Origin of the sequence: Sporosarcina sp. E16_3, from assembly GCF_017347125.1 — a bacterium.
Taxonomy (GTDB): Bacteria; Bacillota; Bacilli; order Bacillales_A; family Planococcaceae; genus Sporosarcina.
Map to the genome: position 1 here is coordinate 1 of NZ_JADPRX010000041.1, position 21,347 is coordinate 21,347.

General features: G+C 40.2%; 20 protein-coding genes and 1 pseudogene. 8 read left to right on the forward strand and 13 right to left on the reverse strand.

What is annotated here, in order from left to right; translation table 11 throughout:
• A partial coding sequence (locus I2483_RS17320; RefSeq protein WP_207278370.1) for a hypothetical protein occupies positions 1-188 on the forward strand: 188 nt, incomplete at its 5' end.
• A 115-nt stretch (positions 189-303) separates the two neighbouring features.
• Here I2483_RS17320 and I2483_RS17325 read toward each other — a convergent pair.
• The 5 genes from I2483_RS17325 to I2483_RS17345 all read right to left on the reverse strand — a co-directional run bounded on the left by I2483_RS17325 (position 304) and on the right by I2483_RS17345 (position 4,861).
• A complete protein-coding gene (locus I2483_RS17325) occupies positions 304-768 on the reverse strand; it encodes a hypothetical protein (protein ID WP_207278371.1) in 465 nt (154 codons plus the stop codon).
• A gap of 13 nt (positions 769-781) precedes the next feature.
• Complete coding sequence (locus I2483_RS17330) at positions 782-1,207, reverse strand: hypothetical protein (RefSeq protein ID WP_255550503.1); 426 nt, start codon at positions 1,205-1,207, stop codon at positions 782-784.
• Positions 1,208-1,528: 321 nt separating this feature from the next.
• Positions 1,529-2,977 (reverse strand): NAD-dependent succinate-semialdehyde dehydrogenase, encoded by a 1,449-nt coding sequence (locus tag I2483_RS17335; RefSeq protein ID WP_207278373.1) that lies wholly within the window; start codon positions 2,975-2,977, stop codon positions 1,529-1,531.
• A 370-nt stretch (positions 2,978-3,347) separates the two neighbouring features.
• The gene (locus I2483_RS17340; protein WP_207278374.1) at positions 3,348-3,839 is read right to left on the reverse strand and encodes a DinB family protein; all 492 of its coding nucleotides are present in this window, start codon (positions 3,837-3,839) and stop codon (positions 3,348-3,350) included.
• Positions 3,840-4,093: 254 nt separating this feature from the next.
• The gene (locus tag I2483_RS17345; RefSeq protein WP_207278375.1) at positions 4,094-4,861 is read right to left on the reverse strand and encodes a formate/nitrite transporter family protein; all 768 of its coding nucleotides are present in this window, start codon (positions 4,859-4,861) and stop codon (positions 4,094-4,096) included.
• Positions 4,862-5,145: 284 nt separating this feature from the next.
• On the opposite strand from I2483_RS17345, the gene I2483_RS17350 reads away from it, so the two are divergent.
• Positions 5,146-6,078, forward strand: a complete 933-nt coding sequence (locus tag I2483_RS17350; protein WP_207278376.1) for an MBL fold metallo-hydrolase — start codon at positions 5,146-5,148, stop codon at positions 6,076-6,078.
• Positions 6,079-6,291: 213 nt separating this feature from the next.
• Here I2483_RS17350 and cax read toward each other — a convergent pair whose 3' ends face one another.
• From cax to I2483_RS17385, 7 genes are all read right to left on the reverse strand, one after another.
• Positions 6,292-7,344, reverse strand: a complete 1,053-nt coding sequence (cax, locus tag I2483_RS17355; protein WP_207278377.1) for a calcium/proton exchanger — start codon at positions 7,342-7,344, stop codon at positions 6,292-6,294.
• A gap of 230 nt (positions 7,345-7,574) precedes the next feature.
• A complete protein-coding gene (locus I2483_RS17360) occupies positions 7,575-8,777 on the reverse strand; it encodes a YbfB/YjiJ family MFS transporter (protein ID WP_207278378.1) in 1,203 nt (400 codons plus the stop codon).
• A 326-nt stretch (positions 8,778-9,103) separates the two neighbouring features.
• Complete coding sequence (locus tag I2483_RS17365) at positions 9,104-9,538, reverse strand: YugN family protein (protein ID WP_186670964.1); 435 nt, start codon at positions 9,536-9,538, stop codon at positions 9,104-9,106.
• 183 nt (positions 9,539-9,721) lie between these two features.
• Positions 9,722-10,282 carry a DUF1697 domain-containing protein gene (locus I2483_RS17370; protein ID WP_207278379.1) on the reverse strand — a complete coding sequence of 187 codons (561 nt, stop codon included), beginning with the start codon at positions 10,280-10,282 and terminating at the stop codon, positions 9,722-9,724.
• A 386-nt stretch (positions 10,283-10,668) separates the two neighbouring features.
• A complete protein-coding gene (gene hpaB / locus I2483_RS17375; RefSeq protein WP_207278380.1) occupies positions 10,669-12,102 on the reverse strand; it encodes a 4-hydroxyphenylacetate 3-monooxygenase, oxygenase component in 1,434 nt (477 codons plus the stop codon).
• 276 nt (positions 12,103-12,378) lie between these two features.
• Entirely contained in the window at positions 12,379-13,872 is a 1,494-nt protein-coding gene (gene glpK / locus I2483_RS17380) for a glycerol kinase GlpK (RefSeq protein WP_207278381.1), read from the reverse strand.
• Between the two features lie 71 nt (positions 13,873-13,943).
• Positions 13,944-15,587, reverse strand: a complete 1,644-nt coding sequence (locus tag I2483_RS17385; RefSeq protein WP_207278382.1) for a glycerol-3-phosphate dehydrogenase/oxidase — start codon at positions 15,585-15,587, stop codon at positions 13,944-13,946.
• 422 nt (positions 15,588-16,009) lie between these two features.
• On the opposite strand from I2483_RS17385, the gene I2483_RS17390 reads away from it, so the two are divergent.
• From I2483_RS17390 to I2483_RS17400, 3 genes and pseudogenes are all read left to right on the forward strand, one after another.
• Complete coding sequence (locus I2483_RS17390) at positions 16,010-16,276, forward strand: YqhV family protein (RefSeq protein ID WP_218624999.1); 267 nt, start codon at positions 16,010-16,012, stop codon at positions 16,274-16,276.
• 250 nt (positions 16,277-16,526) lie between these two features.
• Positions 16,527-17,009: a PTS sugar transporter subunit IIA gene (locus I2483_RS17395; RefSeq protein WP_207278383.1), complete on the forward strand. Its 483-nt coding sequence runs from the start codon at positions 16,527-16,529 to the stop codon at positions 17,007-17,009.
• A gap of 32 nt (positions 17,010-17,041) precedes the next feature.
• Positions 17,042-17,338 (forward strand): annotated as a pseudogene (locus tag I2483_RS17400) (PTS sugar transporter subunit IIB); the annotation flags it as partial.
• 118 nt (positions 17,339-17,456) lie between these two features.
• On the opposite strand, the gene I2483_RS17405 reads toward I2483_RS17400, so the two are convergent.
• Entirely contained in the window at positions 17,457-18,383 is a 927-nt protein-coding gene (locus tag I2483_RS17405) for a dipeptidase (protein WP_207278384.1), read from the reverse strand.
• 282 nt (positions 18,384-18,665) lie between these two features.
• On the opposite strand from I2483_RS17405, the gene I2483_RS17410 reads away from it, so the two are divergent.
• From I2483_RS17410 to I2483_RS17420, 3 genes are all read left to right on the forward strand, one after another.
• Positions 18,666-18,890, forward strand: coding sequence for a small, acid-soluble spore protein tlp (locus I2483_RS17410; protein WP_186670957.1), 225 nt, complete (start codon positions 18,666-18,668; stop codon positions 18,888-18,890).
• A gap of 297 nt (positions 18,891-19,187) precedes the next feature.
• Positions 19,188-19,607, forward strand: a complete 420-nt coding sequence (locus tag I2483_RS17415; protein ID WP_207278385.1) for a MarR family winged helix-turn-helix transcriptional regulator — start codon at positions 19,188-19,190, stop codon at positions 19,605-19,607.
• 65 nt (positions 19,608-19,672) lie between these two features.
• The gene (locus I2483_RS17420) at positions 19,673-21,148 is read left to right on the forward strand and encodes a DHA2 family efflux MFS transporter permease subunit (protein ID WP_207278386.1); all 1,476 of its coding nucleotides are present in this window, start codon (positions 19,673-19,675) and stop codon (positions 21,146-21,148) included.
• The last annotated feature ends 199 nt before the right edge of the window (positions 21,149-21,347 follow it).

The following is a 21,347-nucleotide window of genomic DNA, read 5'->3' on the forward strand; positions in this document are numbered from 1 at the left end:
TTTGCATTTATTGTATAATTTCTGCAAAGAACGCAGAAATTATACAAACCGAACCCTTCGCTGTCCGGTTGGCTGCTCCTTTATGGATAGGTAAGTGGTTATTCACTCGTTCCCAAAAGCTTTATCTTCAGCACTTAGTGCATCTGTATCTTCGGAAAGCGGCGGATGATCGGCCACCATACGATTAACGAAAAGCTGCGTAGGGATGTGACAAAGTCGCATCCCTACGCAGCAAGTAATCCCGATAATTGTATAGTTGACGTTCAGTCCAAAGCAATCCGATAGCACCTGTACATAGGTGGCCTAGTGTTTTATCAACGAGAATCTCACTAACAACGTCGTTGCACAAAGCAACAACAATCCAAAGATCCCAACTGCAATGCCTGTATTTTGTAAAGTCAGGGTCGATTCAGGCAAACCGCATAGGGTCGGATCGATAGTAACAGCACCTACCATCGTCCCCATGACCGCTGCTACTCCTCCGTTAAAAAAGCCCGCAAGTAGCGATTGTTTCCTGGTCACCGAACTGAATTGAGTGCCTATTACTATGCCAATCCATAAGTTAACTGTACAGATAACAGTAAAATCTATCGGGAAAACCAAATATAATGTCATTGCGATGACAAAACTGGTAATCTGCCCAGCGGCTAAAGTAACTGTATAGCTGAGACTGTCGCTTATTCTATAACGTGACTTATAGAATAATGCATACATATAAACACCCAACAAACTACTTAACACGAGCAAAAACAACCCAAATAAGATCATTGCACGCCGCTCCTTATGTTTTCCTGGAAGATTTCGTCGCTCTAAACAGCATCATAAATGAGCACAAAACGAAAAATTCCATCATGATTGCAAACGGAATACTGTACGATGCTGCAGCCCCAATCATCGGTGCCATCATTCCCGTCATAAGCCCGCTAATATAGCCCGTGAGCAACGTTTGATTGTCAAACATTCCTCCGAACAAACTCCCCATCAGCATCCCCGTCAAAGCAGCTATTACCGTAACTTCCATATAATAGAACGGGAACTCATAAATCAAAAGAACGCCCGTTCCAAGAGCCATTCCTCCACCGGCTACCATGGCGATATTCATGCCAAGATGAAAACCAATCAGCTTTCTTCGCCTATATAAAAACCGATAGGTGACGGCGGCAAGCAGAAATTGAAAAATTAACAAACTCCAAATCCATGCCGACAAACGGATTCCCCCTCCCGACATTCTATGAAAGCAGGGAGTAAAAGAGTCATCAGAAAAGCTTGAGTTGCCTGAAACCTAGACACCGAACTCAGTTGATAAGTTTATCCTTTCTTTTCTTCAAAAAAATGCCAAGTGCATACACAATTTAAAATTGCGTTCGCACTTGGCACCGATTTATTCCGCTGAATTGTCTGTTAGCTATTTATCAATCTAATAGGAAACAAAGTTTATTCCTTTTAGTGTTTAGCGGTTATACTTGATCGGGAGAAGGGATGACATCATGGTGGTATACACCACAATTATGATAGTCAACTTTTCACGTTAACTAATCCCGATTGAAACATATTGCGACTCTAAGAACGCTTCAATGCCTTCACGTCCGCCTTCCCTTCCAACTCCGCTCTCTTTCATCCCTCCGAAGGGAGCCTGTACTGCCGAAGGGGTTCCATCGTTCCAACCGACAATGCCAAAGTTAAGTTGTTCAATTAAACGTGTGCCTGTAGAAACGCTTTCAGTGAATACATAAGCAGCCAAACCATATGGTGTGTCATTCGCTAATGCGATTGCTTCTTCCACCGTTTCCACTTTCTGAATAGGAGCTACAGGTCCAAAAGTTTCTTCGTTCATGATGACCATGGACGGATCTACGTTGCTAACCACTGTAGGGGCATAGAATGTTCCCCCGTCTTGTGTAATTAGCTTGCCTCCAGTCATAAGGGTTGCTCCTTTAGATAGTGCATCTTCAACATGATGTGCCACCTTATCGAGACTTGCACGATTTATTAATGGTCCAATATCTACAGTTACATCTGCACCATTTCCTACTTTCAACTGACCAACTGCTTCAGAAATTCTTTCTACAAACTCGTCGTGAATACCTGATTGTACATAAATACGATTAGCGCAAACGCATGTTTGACCAGCGTTCCTGAATGCTGAAGCAATCGCACCTTTCACCGCTAGATCCACATTGGCATCATTTAATACAATCAAAGGCGCATGACCACCAAGTTCGAGTGATAATCGTTTTACTTGATGTGCACTTTGTTCGATTAGAATTTTACCTACTTCGGTAGATCCGGTAAAGGTAACTTTTCTAACTTTGTCATTTTCCATAATTGCTTTTCCGATTTTGCTTGAAGATCCTGTCACCAAATTAATGACGCCTTTAGGAAACCCGGCTTTTTCACATAGCTCTATCATTTTAATAGCTGTCAGTGGACTTTCACTAGATGGTTTAATCACAATGGTACACCCCGCCGCTAAAGCCGGACCCATTTTCCTCGCTAACATGGCAGCTGGAAAGTTCCAAGGAGTGATAGCAGCTACAACGCCAACTGGTTTTTTCCAAACTTGCAAACGTTTACTCGTCGTATGTGTAGGTATGATTTCTCCGTAAACGCGTTTGCCTTCTTCAGCGAACCATTCAAGAAAAGCTGCGGCACTTGTCACTTCCCCAACGGATTCATTAATTGGTTTGCCCATTTCCATCGTCATTATTTGTGCCAATTCGTCCCGATGTTCTATCATAAGTTCATAAAGCCTTTTCAAATAAATTGCACGTTCATAAGCGGTCGTTTGTGACCACATTTGAAATGCATCATAAGCAGCGTCAATTGCCTCGTTTGCTTCTTCTTCCCCACCAATTGGTACACTACCTACGATTTGACCATTAGCAGGATTTATCACAGTTAATTCTTCCAGATTTTCTCCAACCCATTCACCGTTTATATACAATAAATGATGCTTCACTTGCGATGTTTGTTCCATCTCCTACTACCTCCACTCTTTATTTATTCAATATACCTATCGACTTCTTTACTACCCTATTCATATTCCCTAAGTATACGCTTTATTTCTTGCTTCATCTCTTCATCCGACTTCGCTGTTCCACATCATTACCTACTAGCCTTTGTGATTCATACAGGTCAAACAAACTGTGTTTTTTTGAATTAAAAGCAGCCCCACATTAAATACACCCTCGGTGGAAATAGAGTCATTCCAACTAAAAAGAGCCACTTATAAAGACAAAGGATTGTATTGCGAAATCCCGTCTGTATAACTGACTCCAATCTAGTTGTGTAATTATATTAGTCTACTGCCCTATTAAAACTTCCAATTTCCACTTAGCTAGTTATAATTATTGGTCCATTTCAATTGTTTGTTTCAATTGTTTTAAGTGACGTTTTTCATGCAATCCGACAAAAGGAAACCACTGAATCAATGGCACTTGGCCAAATATCGGGTGTTTAAATGATTTTTCACGAAGTACTTCTTTTGTGCTTGATTCATATACATCTAATAAAAAGAGGCGCGAATCATAAAGTGCGTTTTTCATTTCTATTTTTGATTTGTACTCTTTCGTTGGTGCTGTATAGCCTGGCGCTTCCACTTTTATCATGCGAATCGTGGATAGTGCAATTGGTTTTTTAATCGATTTCGGGCTATCAGGATTTTTTAGTTCTTGGGCTATATTTGTCGCAATCACTGTCTCCATTCGGACAAGATGTTCGAATATTTGTTTTGGAGACCATCCGCCATTTGAAGGTATTCTGTTAAATTGCTCATCTGTTAATTCTTCAATTGATTGATATAGTTCTTTGCGAATGACAGTGTTTTTCCCTAAATTCATTTAAATATCTCCTTTGATAACCCAAAAAGTCTTTTCCGTAGTTATTTGTTAGTAGTGTAGTACGTTACACATGACGTTTCAGTTAATAGTCTAGGCAACTGACTTAGTCATCGTTTTGTTTCTTTACCTACACTAGTAGTTTTCTTCTTTTTTCGCAAGTGATTTATTAAAAAAACTCCAAATTATGGCGATTTTAAATCATTTTAGGCGAGAATGCCTTTCAGTTCATTAGTATAGTCATCGTTGGTAAGTTTTTAATTCTTTTCAGAATTCGCGAACCAGTATGCCGCTCCAATGAACACAGCCCCACCAATAATATTGCCGATTGTTACGGGTACTAAGTTCGCCGCCAACCCGGCCAATGAAACAGTGTCTGGGTGAGGGATCATCAACGAGAGCGAGAGCAATGACATGTTGGCGATACTATGCTCGAACCCCGAGGTGATAAAAGCGAATAAGCACCAAAAAATCATAATCAACTTTGCTGTTTCTTCCTTAAGTTTAAATGCGCACCAAACAGCAAGACAGACGAGAATATTGCAAAGAATCCCCCGAATAAGTAACTCTACAAATGGCGTATTCATCTTGGTACTTGCCGCCGTATTGATATAGTCCGCCGTTCCACCAGTGGCCAGGCCCGAATAGACAAAAAGTGCCGCAACGAGAATAGACCCGGCAAAGTTACCCACATAGCTGAATGTCCAAATTTGTATGGTTTCATACCAAGTCGTTTTCTTCGTCAATGTACCAATCGTCATAATCATATTATTACTTGTAAAAAGGTCGGATCCCGCCATTAACACCAAACTTAACGCAATCCCAAATGTAACACCCATAATAATTTTCGTTCCTGCAAAGCCAGTTGGACCAAGCAAGCCACCAATCGTAAAAATAAGAATGATTCCGAATCCGACGAAAAACCCCGCCATTATTGTCAATATAAGGTATCTACTTTTACTCGTATGTAATTGATTTACCTTCGAAATTGCTGTATCACCCAGCACGGCGATTGTAGCTTTCATCTCTTTACCCTCCAACTAACAGATATCTAGTTTTGATTTTGGATATCCAATATTCTCTACTTACTCAAGTATGTATTCTATCATTACTGACTATACTACTAATCGTAGAAACGTGGTACTTTCGGCGGGAAATAGAAAATAATACAACACCCCCTCCTAAGGTAACATTCATAGTACCGGGTTATGTCAACAGATTTTTTCCTAATTCAAGTGTATACTAGGCATAATCCTAAACCCACTATTCACTCATAAGGGGAACTAAAAATTATTTGAGGTGTCTATCTGTGAAAAAAACGCGCTATGAAAATACGGATAAAAATGCAGCACTTGCTACGTTTAAAGATTTACTACAGTGGCGAAAAGAACGAAAAGGCAAACAGAAAGATTTATCGTTCCAAGTGCCGTTGGTAGATAAAACAGAGGCCGAATTCTTGCAATCAAACCGTACGATTCCGACAATCACCTGGATTGGCCATTCCACCTATTTAATCCAACTAAATGGACTAAACATCCTAACAGATCCAGTTTGGGCAAATCGCCTTGGCACGGATAAACGACTCACTCCACCTGGGCTACCAATTGGGGAATTACCTCCAATCGACATTGTCCTAATTTCACATAGCCATTATGACCACCTGAGCTATGGTTCTATTAAAAGACTAAAAGGTGATCCAACCTTTTTTGTTCCTATTGGACTTGGAAACTGGTTTAAAAGAAAAGGATTAAATAAAACTGTGGAATTTAATTGGTGGGACAAGCATCAAATGAGCGGATTAACAATTTCTTTTGTTCCAGCTCAGCACTGGTCAAAACGAACATTTACGGATACAAATCACTCACATTGGGGCGGATGGATTATCCAGCATTTAAACCAAACAATCTATTTCGTTGGAGACAGTGGCTATTTCGAAGGCTTTCGCACTATCGGAGAGAAGTTTGCAATTGATTATTGCTTGATGCCGATTGGCGCCTATGAGCCTGAATGGTTCATGGCTGCCCAACACGTCAGTCCAGAAGATGCTGTCAAAGCTTTCATCGATACACGGGCGAAGGTTATGATTCCAATGCATTACGGTGCTTATCGGTTAGCCGATGATACCCCGAAAGAAGCACTTGATCGATTACAGGCTGCATGGGAGACTAAAAAGTTAGACGGCAAGAAGTTAACTGTTATGAAACTTGGGGAAACCATTCAGATGGAGACTTCAACTACTTGAGCTAAAAAGAGCGAACTCCCTATACTTTCAAGGGGTTCGCTCTTTAACATAGACAACTATTAAATTTCAATTTCGAAATAATTCTCGTAGTATCCCCGTGAAAAACTCTATTATGATTTTGAGTTCTTAAGATGAAATTTAGGTAGCAGTTTAGCTGATGATATGTCTGGATTTTTTCTATTTACAGCTACCTTTTCCAATTGACAGTAGTCATTAGAGTAAATAAAAGCCGATTCCCATGATCAGATAAGCCGCGAATAGGATCAGACCCTCGAACCAATTTGATTCCCCGTCATTGCATAGAGTAATGACCAAGAACGTTGCGGATACCATTGCGACTAACTCTGGTATTGTGAAAACAAGTGACATTGGCTGCGACATGACAAGTGAAATCAATACAAGGATTGGCGCCACGAACATGGCGACCTGCAACGTGGAACCGACAGCTATTTCCACGGCTACATCCATCTTATCCTTGACCGCCATCGTGATTGCGGATACGTGCTCCGCCGCATTTCCTACAATCGCGACGATTATGACACCTATGAATAACTCAGTCCAACCGAACTTTTCACCAAGCATTTCAAATGTATGAACCAGCTGCTCTGATACGAAAGCAACCGTTATCGTCGCCAACAATAGCACAAGAATCGACTTGCGCTTCGTCCACTCCGGAGTTTCCTGCTCCTCCACAACCTTATCAGAAGAGGCGAAGACACCACGGTGGGTGACGAGTTTGAAGAACAGCCCTGCAAGATAAAGAGCGATTAGGATAATCGCGATTCCAATACTCAAGTGAAATGTCGTTTGTGTATCCATTGACATGGAGAAAATCTCAGGGATGACAAATGCCACGATGACAGCAAAAATCAGCAATCCCGAATTATATTGCGCATCATGAAGACTGAAATTTTGACGTTTGAATTTAATGCCGCCTGCGAAAAAGGAAAGTCCGAGCACAAGCAACAAATTCCCAAGTACAGAGCCTGTGAGCGAAGCCAAGACGATGCCTACCATTCCTGCCTTCAATGTAAAAATTGAAATGATGAGTTCGACTGCGTTGCCGAATGTCGCATTTAACAACCCACCAATCCTAGGCCCACTAACAATGGCAAGGCTTTCCGTTGCCCGTCCTATGTATCCTGAAAGCCCGATGATGCTAATACAGCAAAGGATGAACATTATGATGTCCGACCAATTTAGGAATGCACCGGCAATCACGAGTGGGACTCCGGTGATAACAAGGATGGCGAATAATCGTTTCAACAGAATCACCTCTTAGAATAATTGAAATCTCTCCCTATTCTTTCCCTTATGAAGCTAAAACAAACGTAAGAAGGTGTTCCTAACTAATTTTGATGTACCTGTAAGGTAACGAAATGAAAGTTAAAAAAACCAACCGAAGTGCTGTTGGTTGGTTCTAAGTTTTCCTTATGCATTTGTGAACTATTTATCCAATAGCGTCATGCACTTGTAATCAATTTCAAGCTCGTCTGTTAAGGTTTCACTACTAGTGATTGACCGTCTTCATTTTTCTGCAGTCTCAACGAAAATAGAAAAGCAAGCAACAACAAACCGGAGCAGAGAAGCAGCGCAGATGAAATTCCACCGATATGATCAATCAGCCAACCACCAAGACCAGGTCCTAAAAGTTGCCCTGACGCGAAGTAAACAGTGACATACCCCAAAGCAACTGGTGCATAAGAGGGATGAATTTGTTCCGTTGACAGTGCTTGAATAAGCGAAAGCATGCCAACGACAGTGATTCCCCAGAAAAACTGACTGATGACAAACCCTATGAATACGGGATATATAACAGGTATAAGCATGGATGCTGCCCCCGTAACGAGCGTAATGATTAGTGACTTCCTCCGCCCAATTTTATCAGAAATCGTGCCCCATAATGGGCCGCTGAAAATAGACATTAATCCACCTATGGCCATAATTTGGCCTGCGACAAATCGATCAATCTTGGATTCTAAGATAAAACTGAACAAAAAACTTTGCGGAATTAAATAAGCAAAACCAATCAACCCATATATGATAGCAACAAGAAGCACACCCTTATGTAAATACACTTCCCTCAAAAAAGATTGATCCTTCTTCTCCTTTTTCAATAATGGTATAGGTGGATCCCGCAAAATGAGCAAAGCCGCAAGTGCAAACAACAGCGACAAAAGGCCATAAACAAACCAAAGATACCGCCATCCGTCAATTGAAAACCAGGTAGTAAAAAACGGAATTAACAGGCTAGAAATAAGCGTTCCAAGTCCAAGACCACTGACCAGGAAACCAATCATCATCCCCCGCCGCTGTGGAAACCAGCCTACTACAATATTAACTAGTGGTGTATAGGTGAACGCAGTTCCAACCCCAAGTATACTCATACCCACCAAACTCGCCGTAAAGCTTTGGACCGTTGCCATATATAGTAACCCTGCAGCAACAAGCAATGTGCCGAAAACAACCAACTTTCTCGATCCCCATTTTGCGGCTAATATGCCAGCAAATAGAACCATCCCTAAATAGCCAATTGAATTTGTCATTGCAAGCATTCCTGCCTGTTCATAGGATAAAGACAAACTCTCTTTCATGAAAGGCATTAAAATACCATATGACATTCTCCCAAAGCCAAGTGTACTAATCGTCACCATGACACTTGCAAACGCATACTTCCAAATAGGCTGTTCTTGATTCATTCGTCCACCCCCTATTCGCTTCATTAATTCCGAATACCACTCACTCCACTTAACCCCATTTTCCAGTAGCATACTACCTTCTACTATAACAAGAATTCATTTCAGTGGGTGGATTATTCTGAATTTACAAGCGTTTAAATGGGTGGTATTTCACAGACTAGTACCAGGATTGAAATTCGTACTATTTAACGAAACAAAAGGCGTAGTTTAGATGTGGAATAGTTCTTTTTAAGGCTATCCATAGGCTGAATTTTTTCTTGTGTATGTAATAAAAAAACTTCAATTAATGAAGGGGCAAAAAATCCCCCATTAATTGAAGCTTCCCATTAACTAGATTTTAGGTGTTGTTGTGCATGCAAACAATCTATAAGTTCTTTTACGGCAACTTCGCCTGCATGAATCCATCTGTTTTTATCAATTATTTTCCCATCTGGATCAATCGGTTTCTGGAATTGGCTAAACCCAGTTGCATTTAATAATGAACTTTCATCACTATCTAGACCGACATGAACGACATGCTTAATGATATAAGATGTTTCAAATTCTATCGAAGCGTTATAATCATCAAGCTCCCCTTCAGTTACGAAAAAAGGAATTCGTACATAAATGGTTTCACCGCCTTCGCGGCATAAAATATGGTCAAAACACCCTTTATGATAATCCCAGTTTCCACCCAAATGATAACCTAGCCCCTGAATACAATCGCTCACAACACCAAAAGAAGCCCTTTGCCCTTCAAGTTCAGTCTGTAATTTCAACATTATTTTTTCCTCCTTCTAAATTGCTCCATAAACAGCATTCACTAAAGAAGAAGGAAAAATACTACCAACATTTACAAGGACAATGACAGAACTAACTATTGTACCTTACTAACGCCTATTCAACGTACGAATTCCATCCACTGTTCCCGCCAAACTCATAAGACGTATGCAAATCATCAAACGTTAATCCTCCATCTCTTTTGCTAACTGTGTGAGCCTGTTGATTGTTTTCCAATTGCGCATCGTGGAGGGAACATCTAGTCTTTGTAAATTATTCGCAAGTTTAGCGTTTCGAACACCAAGCCGGAACAACAGATAGACCTCCCGCCCTTCGATCATAAATTTATCATTGTCACTTTTATAAGCACCGATTCGATCGATTCCATCTTGCGAAGGCTTGTCCTGCAATAAAGAAATGTAAAGACTTTCTCCATCAGAAGTGGCTTTCGCTTCTGCTACAGCTTCCTCTGTAAACGGGCAATTATTGGAAATCCTTTCCAACTCAGAAGCCGTTCTAATTACAACATTGATCGAAAATCCGAAGACCTTTTCAATCTCCCCTTCAATACGTTTAATAAGGGATTGTTCACTTTCATGGGATTCGAACAGAACATTGCCACTTTGAATATAGGTCTGCACTCCGCTAAAGCCAAGCATTTCAAACATCTGTCGCAGTTCTACCATTTTTATTTTATTATGCCCGCCCACGTTAATGCCGCGTAGTAATGCAATATTGATGGTCATTTAAATATCCAACCTTTCTATTATTAACCACAATTCAATCCATCCTCATCCAAACAAAAGATGTCTATCTTCTTTAACCATTCTGTTATTAAATTCGACGCATTCATCCGAGTCCCTCTGTCTTCTCATTGCCATACGTTTTCGATTAACAACAAGGAGTGGCAGATTTAATTGGGAATTAACGGCAAGTAACATGCCACTCACTTTAGAATGGCTGTACGTTTATTCACCCGTCGAGAATTATGATCGCCACGAGATGGGTTATGACCGTCTGGGATGACTTTATGACAACCTTAAAGCAGTTTATGACCGCCATGCCCCTTTTCTCAATAAAAAAAAATTGATTGTCTCCTTTAAAAAGAGTCAATCAATTCCCCATTGAATATTCACTCCAATAAATCATTCACTCGCTTGACATACGGTTTCTTATCATAGGAACGATATAATTCGCCCGACAGTTTAATTGGATCACCAAAGAAAAACCGTTCATATAGCGTTTCGCGTGTACCAAAAGAGCTCATCGTTAAATCCCATGCTAAACGGAAAACTTTGACACGATCCTCAGCATTTTTGGATTTAGCCTGCAAATATTGATCTAAATCTTTTCTAATACTTGATTGAAATGCATTTTCAGTTGGAATGGACATCAATCCACTTGCACCTAAAAGCTGAATGATTTCAGTAAACCTCGGATACACTCGTGGAAATAGATTAATCGCGATTTTCAATGTTGTTCGATCTGGTCGCATAAATCCCCATTCATCGATTACAGCTTCAGCCTCTGCCTTCATCACCAATGCTTTCATCGTTTCTAAAGCTACAATAATTTCAGAAGCCTTCTCTTGTACATGCTGATATTCCCCGATATTAATGGTTTCAATAATTGACTGGACTATTCCCAAAACAAATTCCGTTTTGACAATTTGTCTAGAAACAACTTGATGCAGTGTAAGTGGTAAAAACGAGCTAGAAGCCACAAAACTGTTCGCTACTTCTATATTATCATAGTAAAATACGCGCTCCCACGGCACCAATACATTGTCGAAGACAACAATCGTATCCATTTCCTCATACCGCGAACTTAATGGATAGTTAAATGTAGAATCACTCCCAACAAATGATTCTCTGCAGACAAACTTTAGACCTTCGCTATTACTAGGGATAGAAAACGCAAAACCTTTCTCTTTATCCTCAATTCCACCCGCAGCAATCACCATGATTTCATCCGTTATACCGCCCTGTGTTGCCAGCAACCGTGCACCCTTTACGATGATTCCCGCTTCGTTTCTGTTCATCACTTTGGCAGCAATCGGCTGATCTGAATCTTCAAAATAGAATTGCCCTCGGTTTACTTGTGGCTCAATAAAGGTATGTGTCATGGACAAATCGTTTTCACGTGCATATTCATAGAACGCAAGTATGTTTTCAGGAAAACAATTTTCTTTTCCTTTCAATAAACCCACAGACGATGCAAGCGCCATTAACACGGTATTCATATAGTCTGGACTTCTGCCCATCATGCCATTGTTCGATTTAGCCCACTGTTGGACCATTGTCCGCCTTTTAACTAAATCCTCTTTTGTTGTCGGCTGTAAATAAGACATGCCTACTGAATCTCCAGTTGATGGTGATAGATAGGTCATACTATCTTTTACTAGCGCATCATACTGCAAATCATATAGCGCTGCCTGACTTTTCATAACCCCTTTAAATGCGGGATGCTCAGAAATATTGCCTGTTACAAGATTACCGTCTATCCACACATTCGTTTGTAGCCGATCAATTCGTTCAATATAATCGTTTCCTGTAATCGCTGGCATAGACACACCCCTAACTAATAGTAGCGGATTGTATTATCCCGCATTAACGGGCAGTAAGACCCCCACTTCAAGTCTTTGAGGACACGAGAAGAATAAGTGGCGGATCAACTGCCCGTAAAAGCCCGAATGGTTAAACTAACAATCAGTGGGGGATGAAGACCCCCTCTGATTGAAGATTAACTTTATCATCCATCTATTTCTTTAGTTATATTCTATTATTAGGTTCTTTCGATTGTTACAAGTCGTATATATGCCTATGCCTATTAACAGGAAATTTCACTTAAAAGCAATCGCAGCTTTGACTGCTTTTTGCCATCCAGCGTACATGTCTTCGCGTTGTTGCTGCTCCATTTTCGGTTCAAAAGGTCGGTCCAGATTCCAATGAGCCGTGATTTCTGAGCGATCCGTCCAAAACCCTACCGCGAGACCTGCTAGATAAGCAGCTCCGAGTGCTGTCGTTTCACTAATCATTGGGCGTTCGACAGGTACATTTAATAAGTCCGCTTGAAATTGCATAAGGAAATCATTTCCCACTGCACCACCGTCTACACGTAACATTTTTAAAGAGATTCCAGAATCTGCTTCCATTGCATCGAGTACATCCTTCGTTTGGTATGCAAGCGATTCCAAAGTTGCACGAATAAGATGTTCCTTCTCTGTACCACGTGTCAATCCGAAAACAGCACCTCTTACTTCGCTGTCCCAGTAAGGTGTACCTAAACCAACAAATGCTGGCACAACGTAGACTCCTTCTGTTGACTCAACACGTTTTGCATATTTTTCACTGTCGGATGAATTACGGAACATTCTAAGTCCATCACGCAACCACTGAATGGCAGATCCCGCAACGAAAATACTGCCTTCGAGTGCATACACTACTTTTCCATCGATTCCCCACGCAATGGTTGTCAGTAAACCATGTTCAGACTTGACTGCTTTATCCCCAGTATTCATCAACATGAAGCAACCGGTACCGTACGTGTTTTTTACCATACCGCTTTCAAAACAAGCTTGCCCGAACAATGCGGCTTGTTGATCACCAGCGATTCCAGCAATCGGAGCCGCATGACCAAAGAAGTGGCTTTTTTCCGTATGCGCATAAATTTCAGAAGATGGACGGACTTCTGGAAGCATTGACGTTGGGACGCCTAAGATAGAGAGCAATTCTTCATCCCATTTTAATTCGTGAATATTGTACATAAGTGTCCTGGAAGCGTTGGAATAATCGGTTACATGCCTTTTTCCATTAGATAATTTCCAGACAAGCCATGTATCAATGGTACCGAATAGAAGCTCACCACGTTCCGCTTTTTCTCTTGCCCCTATTACATTGTCTAAAATCCATTTTACTTTTGTTCCCGAGAAATAGGCATCGATTAGTAAACCGGTTTTATCTCGGAACAGATCATTGTAACCGTTCTCTTTTAACTCTCGGCAAATTTCAGCAGTTTGTCGTGATTGCCAAACAATTGCATTGTAAATCGGTTTCCCTGTGTTTTTATCCCACACGACTGTTGTTTCACGCTGATTGGTAATACCGATTCCTTCGATTTGATCGGCTACAATATTCTTTTCTGATAACACACCTGCAATAACTGCTAGAATGGAACTCCAGATTTCATCTGCATTATGTTCAACCCATCCAGACCTAGGGAAGTATTGTGTAAACTCTTGCTGTGCTGTGTGAAATATTTTACCGCTTTTATCGAATAGGATCGCTCGCGAACTTGTTGTGCCTTGATCAAGAGCCATTATATATTTTTCAGTCATTATTTACCCCCCCATATATTGGATATGTCATTACATCTTGTTGCCGATTTAATTAACTATTCTACAATACCTTATTTAACAGTTGTTGCAGTAGAAATCTCGTCCACCAGTTCTTTTTCATAGCGTTGAAGCTCTACATCTGTCCACCCGAAAATGTATGCCATTTCATCTAACACATCTGTTTTCCCAGCTTTAACATTGGCAATAGTAAAGAACATATCCCCCGTTCTCCGAACAAAGAAATCAGTTGGCTTAACAACCATTTCATGGTCGATAGCGTACCTTAGTTTCACATAAAGAATACGTGGAATTCCTGTGTGTGCTTCGAAGGGAATCGCAAACACCTTATTAACATTAGTGCCATAAAGAGTTGCCAAGTGACGGCTATGTTGTTCTGAAAATCCAACTGATTGACCTTTCTCAATCGATTGGGCCATAAAACGATTCATGTTTGATGAACCACCCATATCTCCACCTGAGATTGGTAAATTCTTTGTTACACAGTTATTAAAATGACGTATTTCTTCCTGACTAAGTTGAGCAACGATTTTATCCACTACGGTTTCCGCCATTTTACGATAACCCGTCAATTTCCCACCTGCAATTGTAATGAGACCTTTCTCCGATTCCCAAATTTCATCTTTTCTTGATACTTCAGATGGACTTTTGCCTTCTTCATGGATAAGCGGTCTAACGCCTGCCCAACTCGACTCGACTTTTTCTGCTGTCAATTCAAGACTTGGGAACATGTAATGAATGGCGTTTAAGATATAAGAGCGATCCTTTTCCGTAATTTGCATCACTTTTGGATCCCCTTTGTAGAATGTATCGGTTGTTCCCACATAAGCTTTTCCATCACGAGGCACCGCAAAAATCATACGCTTATCTGGAGTATCAAAATAAACTGCTTGGTGGAGTGGAAAATCTTTTTGGTCGAATACGAGATGCACCCCTTTTGATAAAATTAAGTGTTTTACAGTCGTAGTCTTGCCTTCAATCCTTTTCACATCATCTACCCAAGGTCCAGCCGCATTGACAACTTTTTTCGCCTTAATAGTAACTTTTTTAGTTGTTATTGTATCTAACACTTGCACCCCTGTGATCTTTCCTTGACTGTAAATAAAGGTTTCCGCTTTCGCGTAGTTTACTATGGTTGCACCTTTTTCAGCGGCCGCTTTCATAACTTCTATTGTTAGGCGAGCATCATCCGTACGGTATTCGACGTAAATGCCGCCGCCTAATAATCCTTCTTTTTTTACAAGCGGTGCTTTCTCAAGTGTTTCTTCTTTCGTTAACATCCTTCTTCTTTCCGATTTCTTAACGCCTGCAAGAAAGTCATATACTTTCAAACCAAGGGAAGTCGAATATTTGCCAAATGTTCCTCCTTTATGAAAAGGAAGGATCATCCATTCCGGGGTCGTAACATGTGGTCCATTTTCATAGACGATTGCTCGCTCTTTTCCAAGCTCCGCTACCTCTTTGATTTGGAATTGTTTTAAATACCGTAATCCACCGTGAACTAGTTTTGTCGAACGGCTTGAAGTACCAGAAGCAAAGTCCTGCATCTCGACAAGCGCTGTTTTCAACCCGCGCGCCGTTGCGTCTAAAGCAATTCCAGCTCCTGAAATTCCGCCTCCGATAATGAGTAAATCAAATTCCTCTGTTGCTAATTTATCAACTGTTTTTTCTCGTTCCAGTGATGAAAAACTTGTCATTTATCTCATCCTCTTCTAAAATATGGTGTATTATAAGTGAAAAAAGACCTCAAGTAATCAGTTGCGATAGGCAACCATTCCCTGGGGTCTCTCATTAGCTTAAACCTAATCTATTAACTTAAGTCTAGTCTATCATATATCCAAATAATCACAAAATAGTTTGTTTCATCACTTTTCTCTTATCCATAAAAAACCACTCCTCCCCCGTAGAAGAATCAATCTAAGGCCAATACATATTTCTCTACTAATTATTTAAACAGCGAAACCGCTTTTCAAAGGATAGCCGCAGCGGATTCAATGGGATTCTTTATTTCAACATATTTAGTTGGTAAGCATACATACACTATAGGAACTACTGTGAGGGTCAGGTACTAACATTTATTACATAAGATGAATATCAAAGGCTGGGGGCGTCCTATTTATTGATAGAAAAAGCACTTCTTTTCATAATTATATTGCGAATTGTATCAGGAAGTATTGATATCACAGCAGCAATGTTTATGTTAAAGTTTAATGATTTAGAAAAAGCCTTTTATATTAACACCCTACTTGCTTTAGTAGGCCCTTGCATTCTAATTATTACGACTGGAATAGCATTGGTTGGTCTATCTGAAAAGATTTCATTAACAAGAATGATTTGCCTATTTGGTGGTATTACACTCATTCTTATCAGTTTAAAATCTAAATAACGAGCTAAGTAAGTATTTCCTTAAACCTTCACGTTTCTATTGCATAATAATAAGTTCGGTGTTATTCTCTGAATAGAGGTTTAATAGCAGATCACATGTTACTGACACGATCAGGCATGGTGGTAAACTTAGAAGTTTTTCAACATTCTTCTGTGTTACCCCATGCCTTTTTCTATTCTGCTTTTTAAGCCTCTGTAATATAAATAAGCATACGCAGTTCACATCTACGAAAAAAAAGGAGTTCATAGACATGTTATCAAAATTATTTAAAAAACGTAAATTAGAAATCTACGCACCCGTTAACGGGCAAATCGTTCCGCTTGACCAAGTACCTGATCCAGTTTTCAGTGAAAAAATGATGGGCGAAGGAATCGCTATCATGCCGGACAATGGAAATATCCATGCACCTGTAGCAGGAACCGTCGTTCTCGTATCGGACACAAAGCACGCGATTGGCCTTCGTTCAAATGATGGTACAGAAATCCTCATTCACATTGGTTTGGAAACGGTTGCATTAAAAGGGGAAGGATTTACAGTTTTAGTAGCAGCAGGCGACAAGGTTTCAGTTGGCCAATCCCTTATCGAAGTAGATTGGGACTACATCCGTGAACATGCAAAAAGCATTATTACGCCTATCGTGATTACAAATAGCGCGGAAAGAAATGTGCAGTTGGAAGTTACAAAAGAAGGCATCATGGGGGAAACGGTTCTAATGACCATTTCTCCTAAGTGATGCACTGTTAATTCCAGTGAAGAGAAGAAGGTGAGGATGTAGAAGGTCCGGAAGTAGACGGAGTAGCAAGCGCCACAAGCGGAACTAAATTCTCGGGCATGGCAACTAAGATTTATGATGGTTTAGGCGGAGACGCAAACGTCACATCTATCGACTTCTGCGCAACTCGCTTACGCGTAGAGGTAAGAGATATGAAGGCGGTCAACCAAAAGAAAATTAAAGATACGGGTGTACCAGGGATTAATGTAGTAGGTCCACAAAGTATTCAAGTTATTGTCGGAACAAGTGTACAATTCGTTGCGGATGAAATCGAAAAAATTCGCAAATAATAACGGATGATTATCAATGGACCGGGTCTCTGCAGACTCGGTCTTTTTTGTATTTCCGACATTATTTCTTGGTACATTCTACCATTTCACTTAGTCTGTTTCAGTTTATAATCAGCGTTCAATTAGGACGATGATCCATAAAGTTTTGGTAGGCAAAACCTTTGACCGTCTCTTCACTGTATTTTTTTAGCAACTCATTTAGTAAATTCGGATGCATAGATGCATCTTCTAACTTAACAATCTTCGAAGAAATACCATCGAAGTCTGAGCCTAATCCAATTTGTTTCTCTCCCCCTAAAGAACAAAAATGGTCAATATGTTCGATAAGGTCTGTTATCGCCACTTCCCCTGTTTCCTTCACAAACGGCGGATTGTAGACAACATGGACAAGTCCATTTTTTGCAAACACCGCTTTTGCCTGCTCATCTGTCAGATTACGAACATGATTGCATAGCGCCTTAGCATTCGAATGGCTCGCAATCGGATAATTTGCCTCTTCCATTACATCCCAAAAAGCCTTTTCACATAAGTGGGAAACATCGGTCAAAATTTTATGTTCGTTATTGAAATGAACAATCTCTTTGCCAAACGACGTAAGTCCCGCCCCACGTGGTTCCCCCGCTCCATCTGCTGCCAAGTTAGCATTGTTCCAAGTTAGTCCAATCGAACGGACGCCCAATTGATGGAGAATAGATAGCTTTTGCAGATCGTTTCCGATTGCATCCACACCTTCAAGTGTCAACATCGCTCCAATTTCTCCGTCTTTTAACTGATCGAAATCGCTCCAGTCCTTGACCAGTTTCATATTCGGATTGTTCCCAAGTACATCTGTATAGAAGTAATGGATTTGATCTAAAGCAGCTTGGAATTTCTGATCTGACTTCACTTCGGGATATACGAATATGGCGAATGCTTGTACCTTTACTCCACCCTTTATTAATTTCTCATAACTCGTATCAAGTTCCAACGAATCTTGAAACTTCATTTCCCCCTTTGATTGATACAATCTCAGCAATACGTCACAATGTAAGTCGATAATTTTCAATTTATTTTCCCCCTTTCACCGAGTATCCCCACAAACTTTACTTCCCCTTTAGACTCCAGATACACGAGTACCACCAATGATTAGAAATATCTGCCAGTACTGATAATAGCAAATAAATAATAGTTTTTCAACTTCGTCCACACAGTAAATAAATCCTAAAGTCGAAGAAGAACCTGTCATGTACAATGATGGATACAAGGTTTTAAACGCTATAAATAGTTACTCAAAAGTTGGGAACGCTATCTCTTGAAGGTTTTATTAAAAAATGAAGGAGGAAGTATAATGACTAGCATCAAACCAAATGATTCAGACGACAATGTAAATAGGCTAAAGAAAACCATCAGCAATATGGAAGCAGCAGAAGTAGCAATGGAATTCGCTGAAGGAAAAGAACTTGCTGCAATCAAGGAGAAAAACGAGCGACGGAAAGAAAGCATTGAAGGATTAAGAACTGAAATTAGTGCAGAAGAAAAATCGCGGATTAACGGGTATATAAAAAGGATGTAAATATAGGTTTATGCGACACTATGCATACTTGTTCATTTCTACTACGTGTATAAAGCTGTGCAAATTGTTGTAGCTAACGGGATAAACCCACCACGCCTCTTACCAATGCGGACCACGGTGGGTCATTTTCTATTTGAAGATTTTCCACGAGCCAAGCTAAAATACCCACTGTTCACTCTGTATTTCACCATATCTTTCTGACTCGTTGCATGAATGGGATACCCGTGATTTCATTGACAAAGCTATTCAATTTAAGGTATGGTTAGCAGGCTAATTATCTTGTAAAGGATTGATACCATGATTGAGGAAGACATTCGCATATTGTTTGCGAAAACGTCTGCGAAATCAAGAAAAGATTATGCAGATTCGTTAAGAGAGGTTAAAATCCACGTCGGGCAAGATCATCTGCTTTGGCAATTGTGGAAGAAAGACGGTGCGAGCCAAACGGAGTTGTCTGAACTCATGGGCTGTGAACCGCCGACCTTGACAAATATGGTGAAAAAACTAGAAGAATATGGACTTGTGACTAGAACGAAAGATGCGGTGGATGGACGTGTGACAAGGGTTTTCTTAACGGAGAAAGGAAGCGCACTTGAAAATTCAATCGCAGAAATATGGCGAAATCATCAAGATAAAATGTTGAATGACATTAGCCTAGAGGACCGAATAATACTGAAACGTCTCCTACAAAAAATCGAATCCAATTTAAATACTTGATTATTTTACTTAATTACTTAGCATGCTAAAGAAATAATATTTGTTCGAAAAGGGAGTTCATTTGATTGGGAATTAAAGAAACAACTACTTTTAAAACAGGACCGATTTTAACAGTGCTGTTAATCGGTGCGATTGCGGCAATATTAAATCAAACAGTACTAAACGTTGCATTACCAACATTATCAGAGGAATTTAAGGTTTCCACAGCAACTGCGCAATGGTTGATTACATTGTATATGCTGGTGAATGGTATTTTCATTCCAATTACGGCATTTTTAATGGCTCGTTTTTCAACCCGTCAACTATTTTTTACATCGATGATTGTTTTTTCAATCGGTACGCTAATTTGTGGGATTGCACCAAGCTTTACACTTCTTTTAACAGGACGTGTTGTGCAAGCGATTGGGGCAGGAATTGTAATGCCCTTATTAATTAGTGTTGTGTTCAGACTTTTCCCAATGGAGAAGCGCGGTGCTGCAATGGGAATCGTTGGGGTTGCGATTATGTTTGCACCGGCAATCGGCCCTACGCTTTCAGGTTTTTTAATTACGACTTTATCATGGCGCTTTATCTTTTTCGCCATTTTACCATTTTCTCTATCAGCGTTAATCGCCGCTTTCTTTGTGCTGAAAAACGTCTCAGAGCCACGACCTGCCAAGTTAGATATCTTGGGCGTTATTACGTCAACGTTCGGCTTCGGCGGTATTTTATACGGGTTTGGTATAGCTGGCAAAGCGGGTTGGGGCAGCTTAACTGTCATATTCCCCCTAACTATAGGTGTAATCTCACTTATATTATTTGTCATACGACAACTGAATACAAAAGAGCCGCTCATTGATTTAAAAATATTTAAGTCCATAGAATTTACATTTTCTATCATTATTAGTTTCTTTGTAAACGGAGTTACGTATGCAGCAATGATTTTAATCCCGATTTATTTACAAAGTAATCGTGGAATGACTGCATTAGAATCAGGTCTATTTCTATTACCAGGAAGTATCGCCATGGCGATTATGTCACCGATTGCTGGAAGAATGTATGATCGATACGGCATCAAGTGGATTGGTATTTTCGGCACAGTTGTACTTGTCTGTACAACCGCAGCTTATACCAATTTGACGTATACATCTGGAATCGTGTTACTCGCAGTTATTTATCTCGTTCGGTCGATTGGACTCACTTTCTTAACGATGCCACTTACAACTGCCGGATTAAATTCATTGCCAAGTAAATTACACGGTGATGGCACAGCCATGCAAAATACGCTTCAGGCCATTGCAGGCGCAATTGGTACAGCCGTCATGACGACCATTATGACGACTCAAACGAATTTATTTGTGTCGAAAGAAGTTATAAATACGGCAGGAGGAAATCCGACATCAGAACAGTTGAGCATAATTTCTGCAGATGGATTACTACACGGTATTAATTTCGCCTTCTTAGCTGCTACTATATTTGCGATTATTAGTCTAATCGCCATGACTTTGTTGGCGATTTCGATTACGAAGAAAAATAAAAAAGTACTAGTTGGTAGAGGCTAAATAAGAGCACTTATGGATGACAAGTACTCCACACATCTGAATAAAAACAATCAAAAACCAGACATTTACTCGAATGTCTGGTTTTCATTCTATATTTACGCAGTTTGCTTTCTGAATGGGTTGCTGACAAGTTGAGTCGTTTCATAAATTCGGACTGCATCGGGTAAACTGATAGTGGTTAGGATTTGTCAGTTAAAAA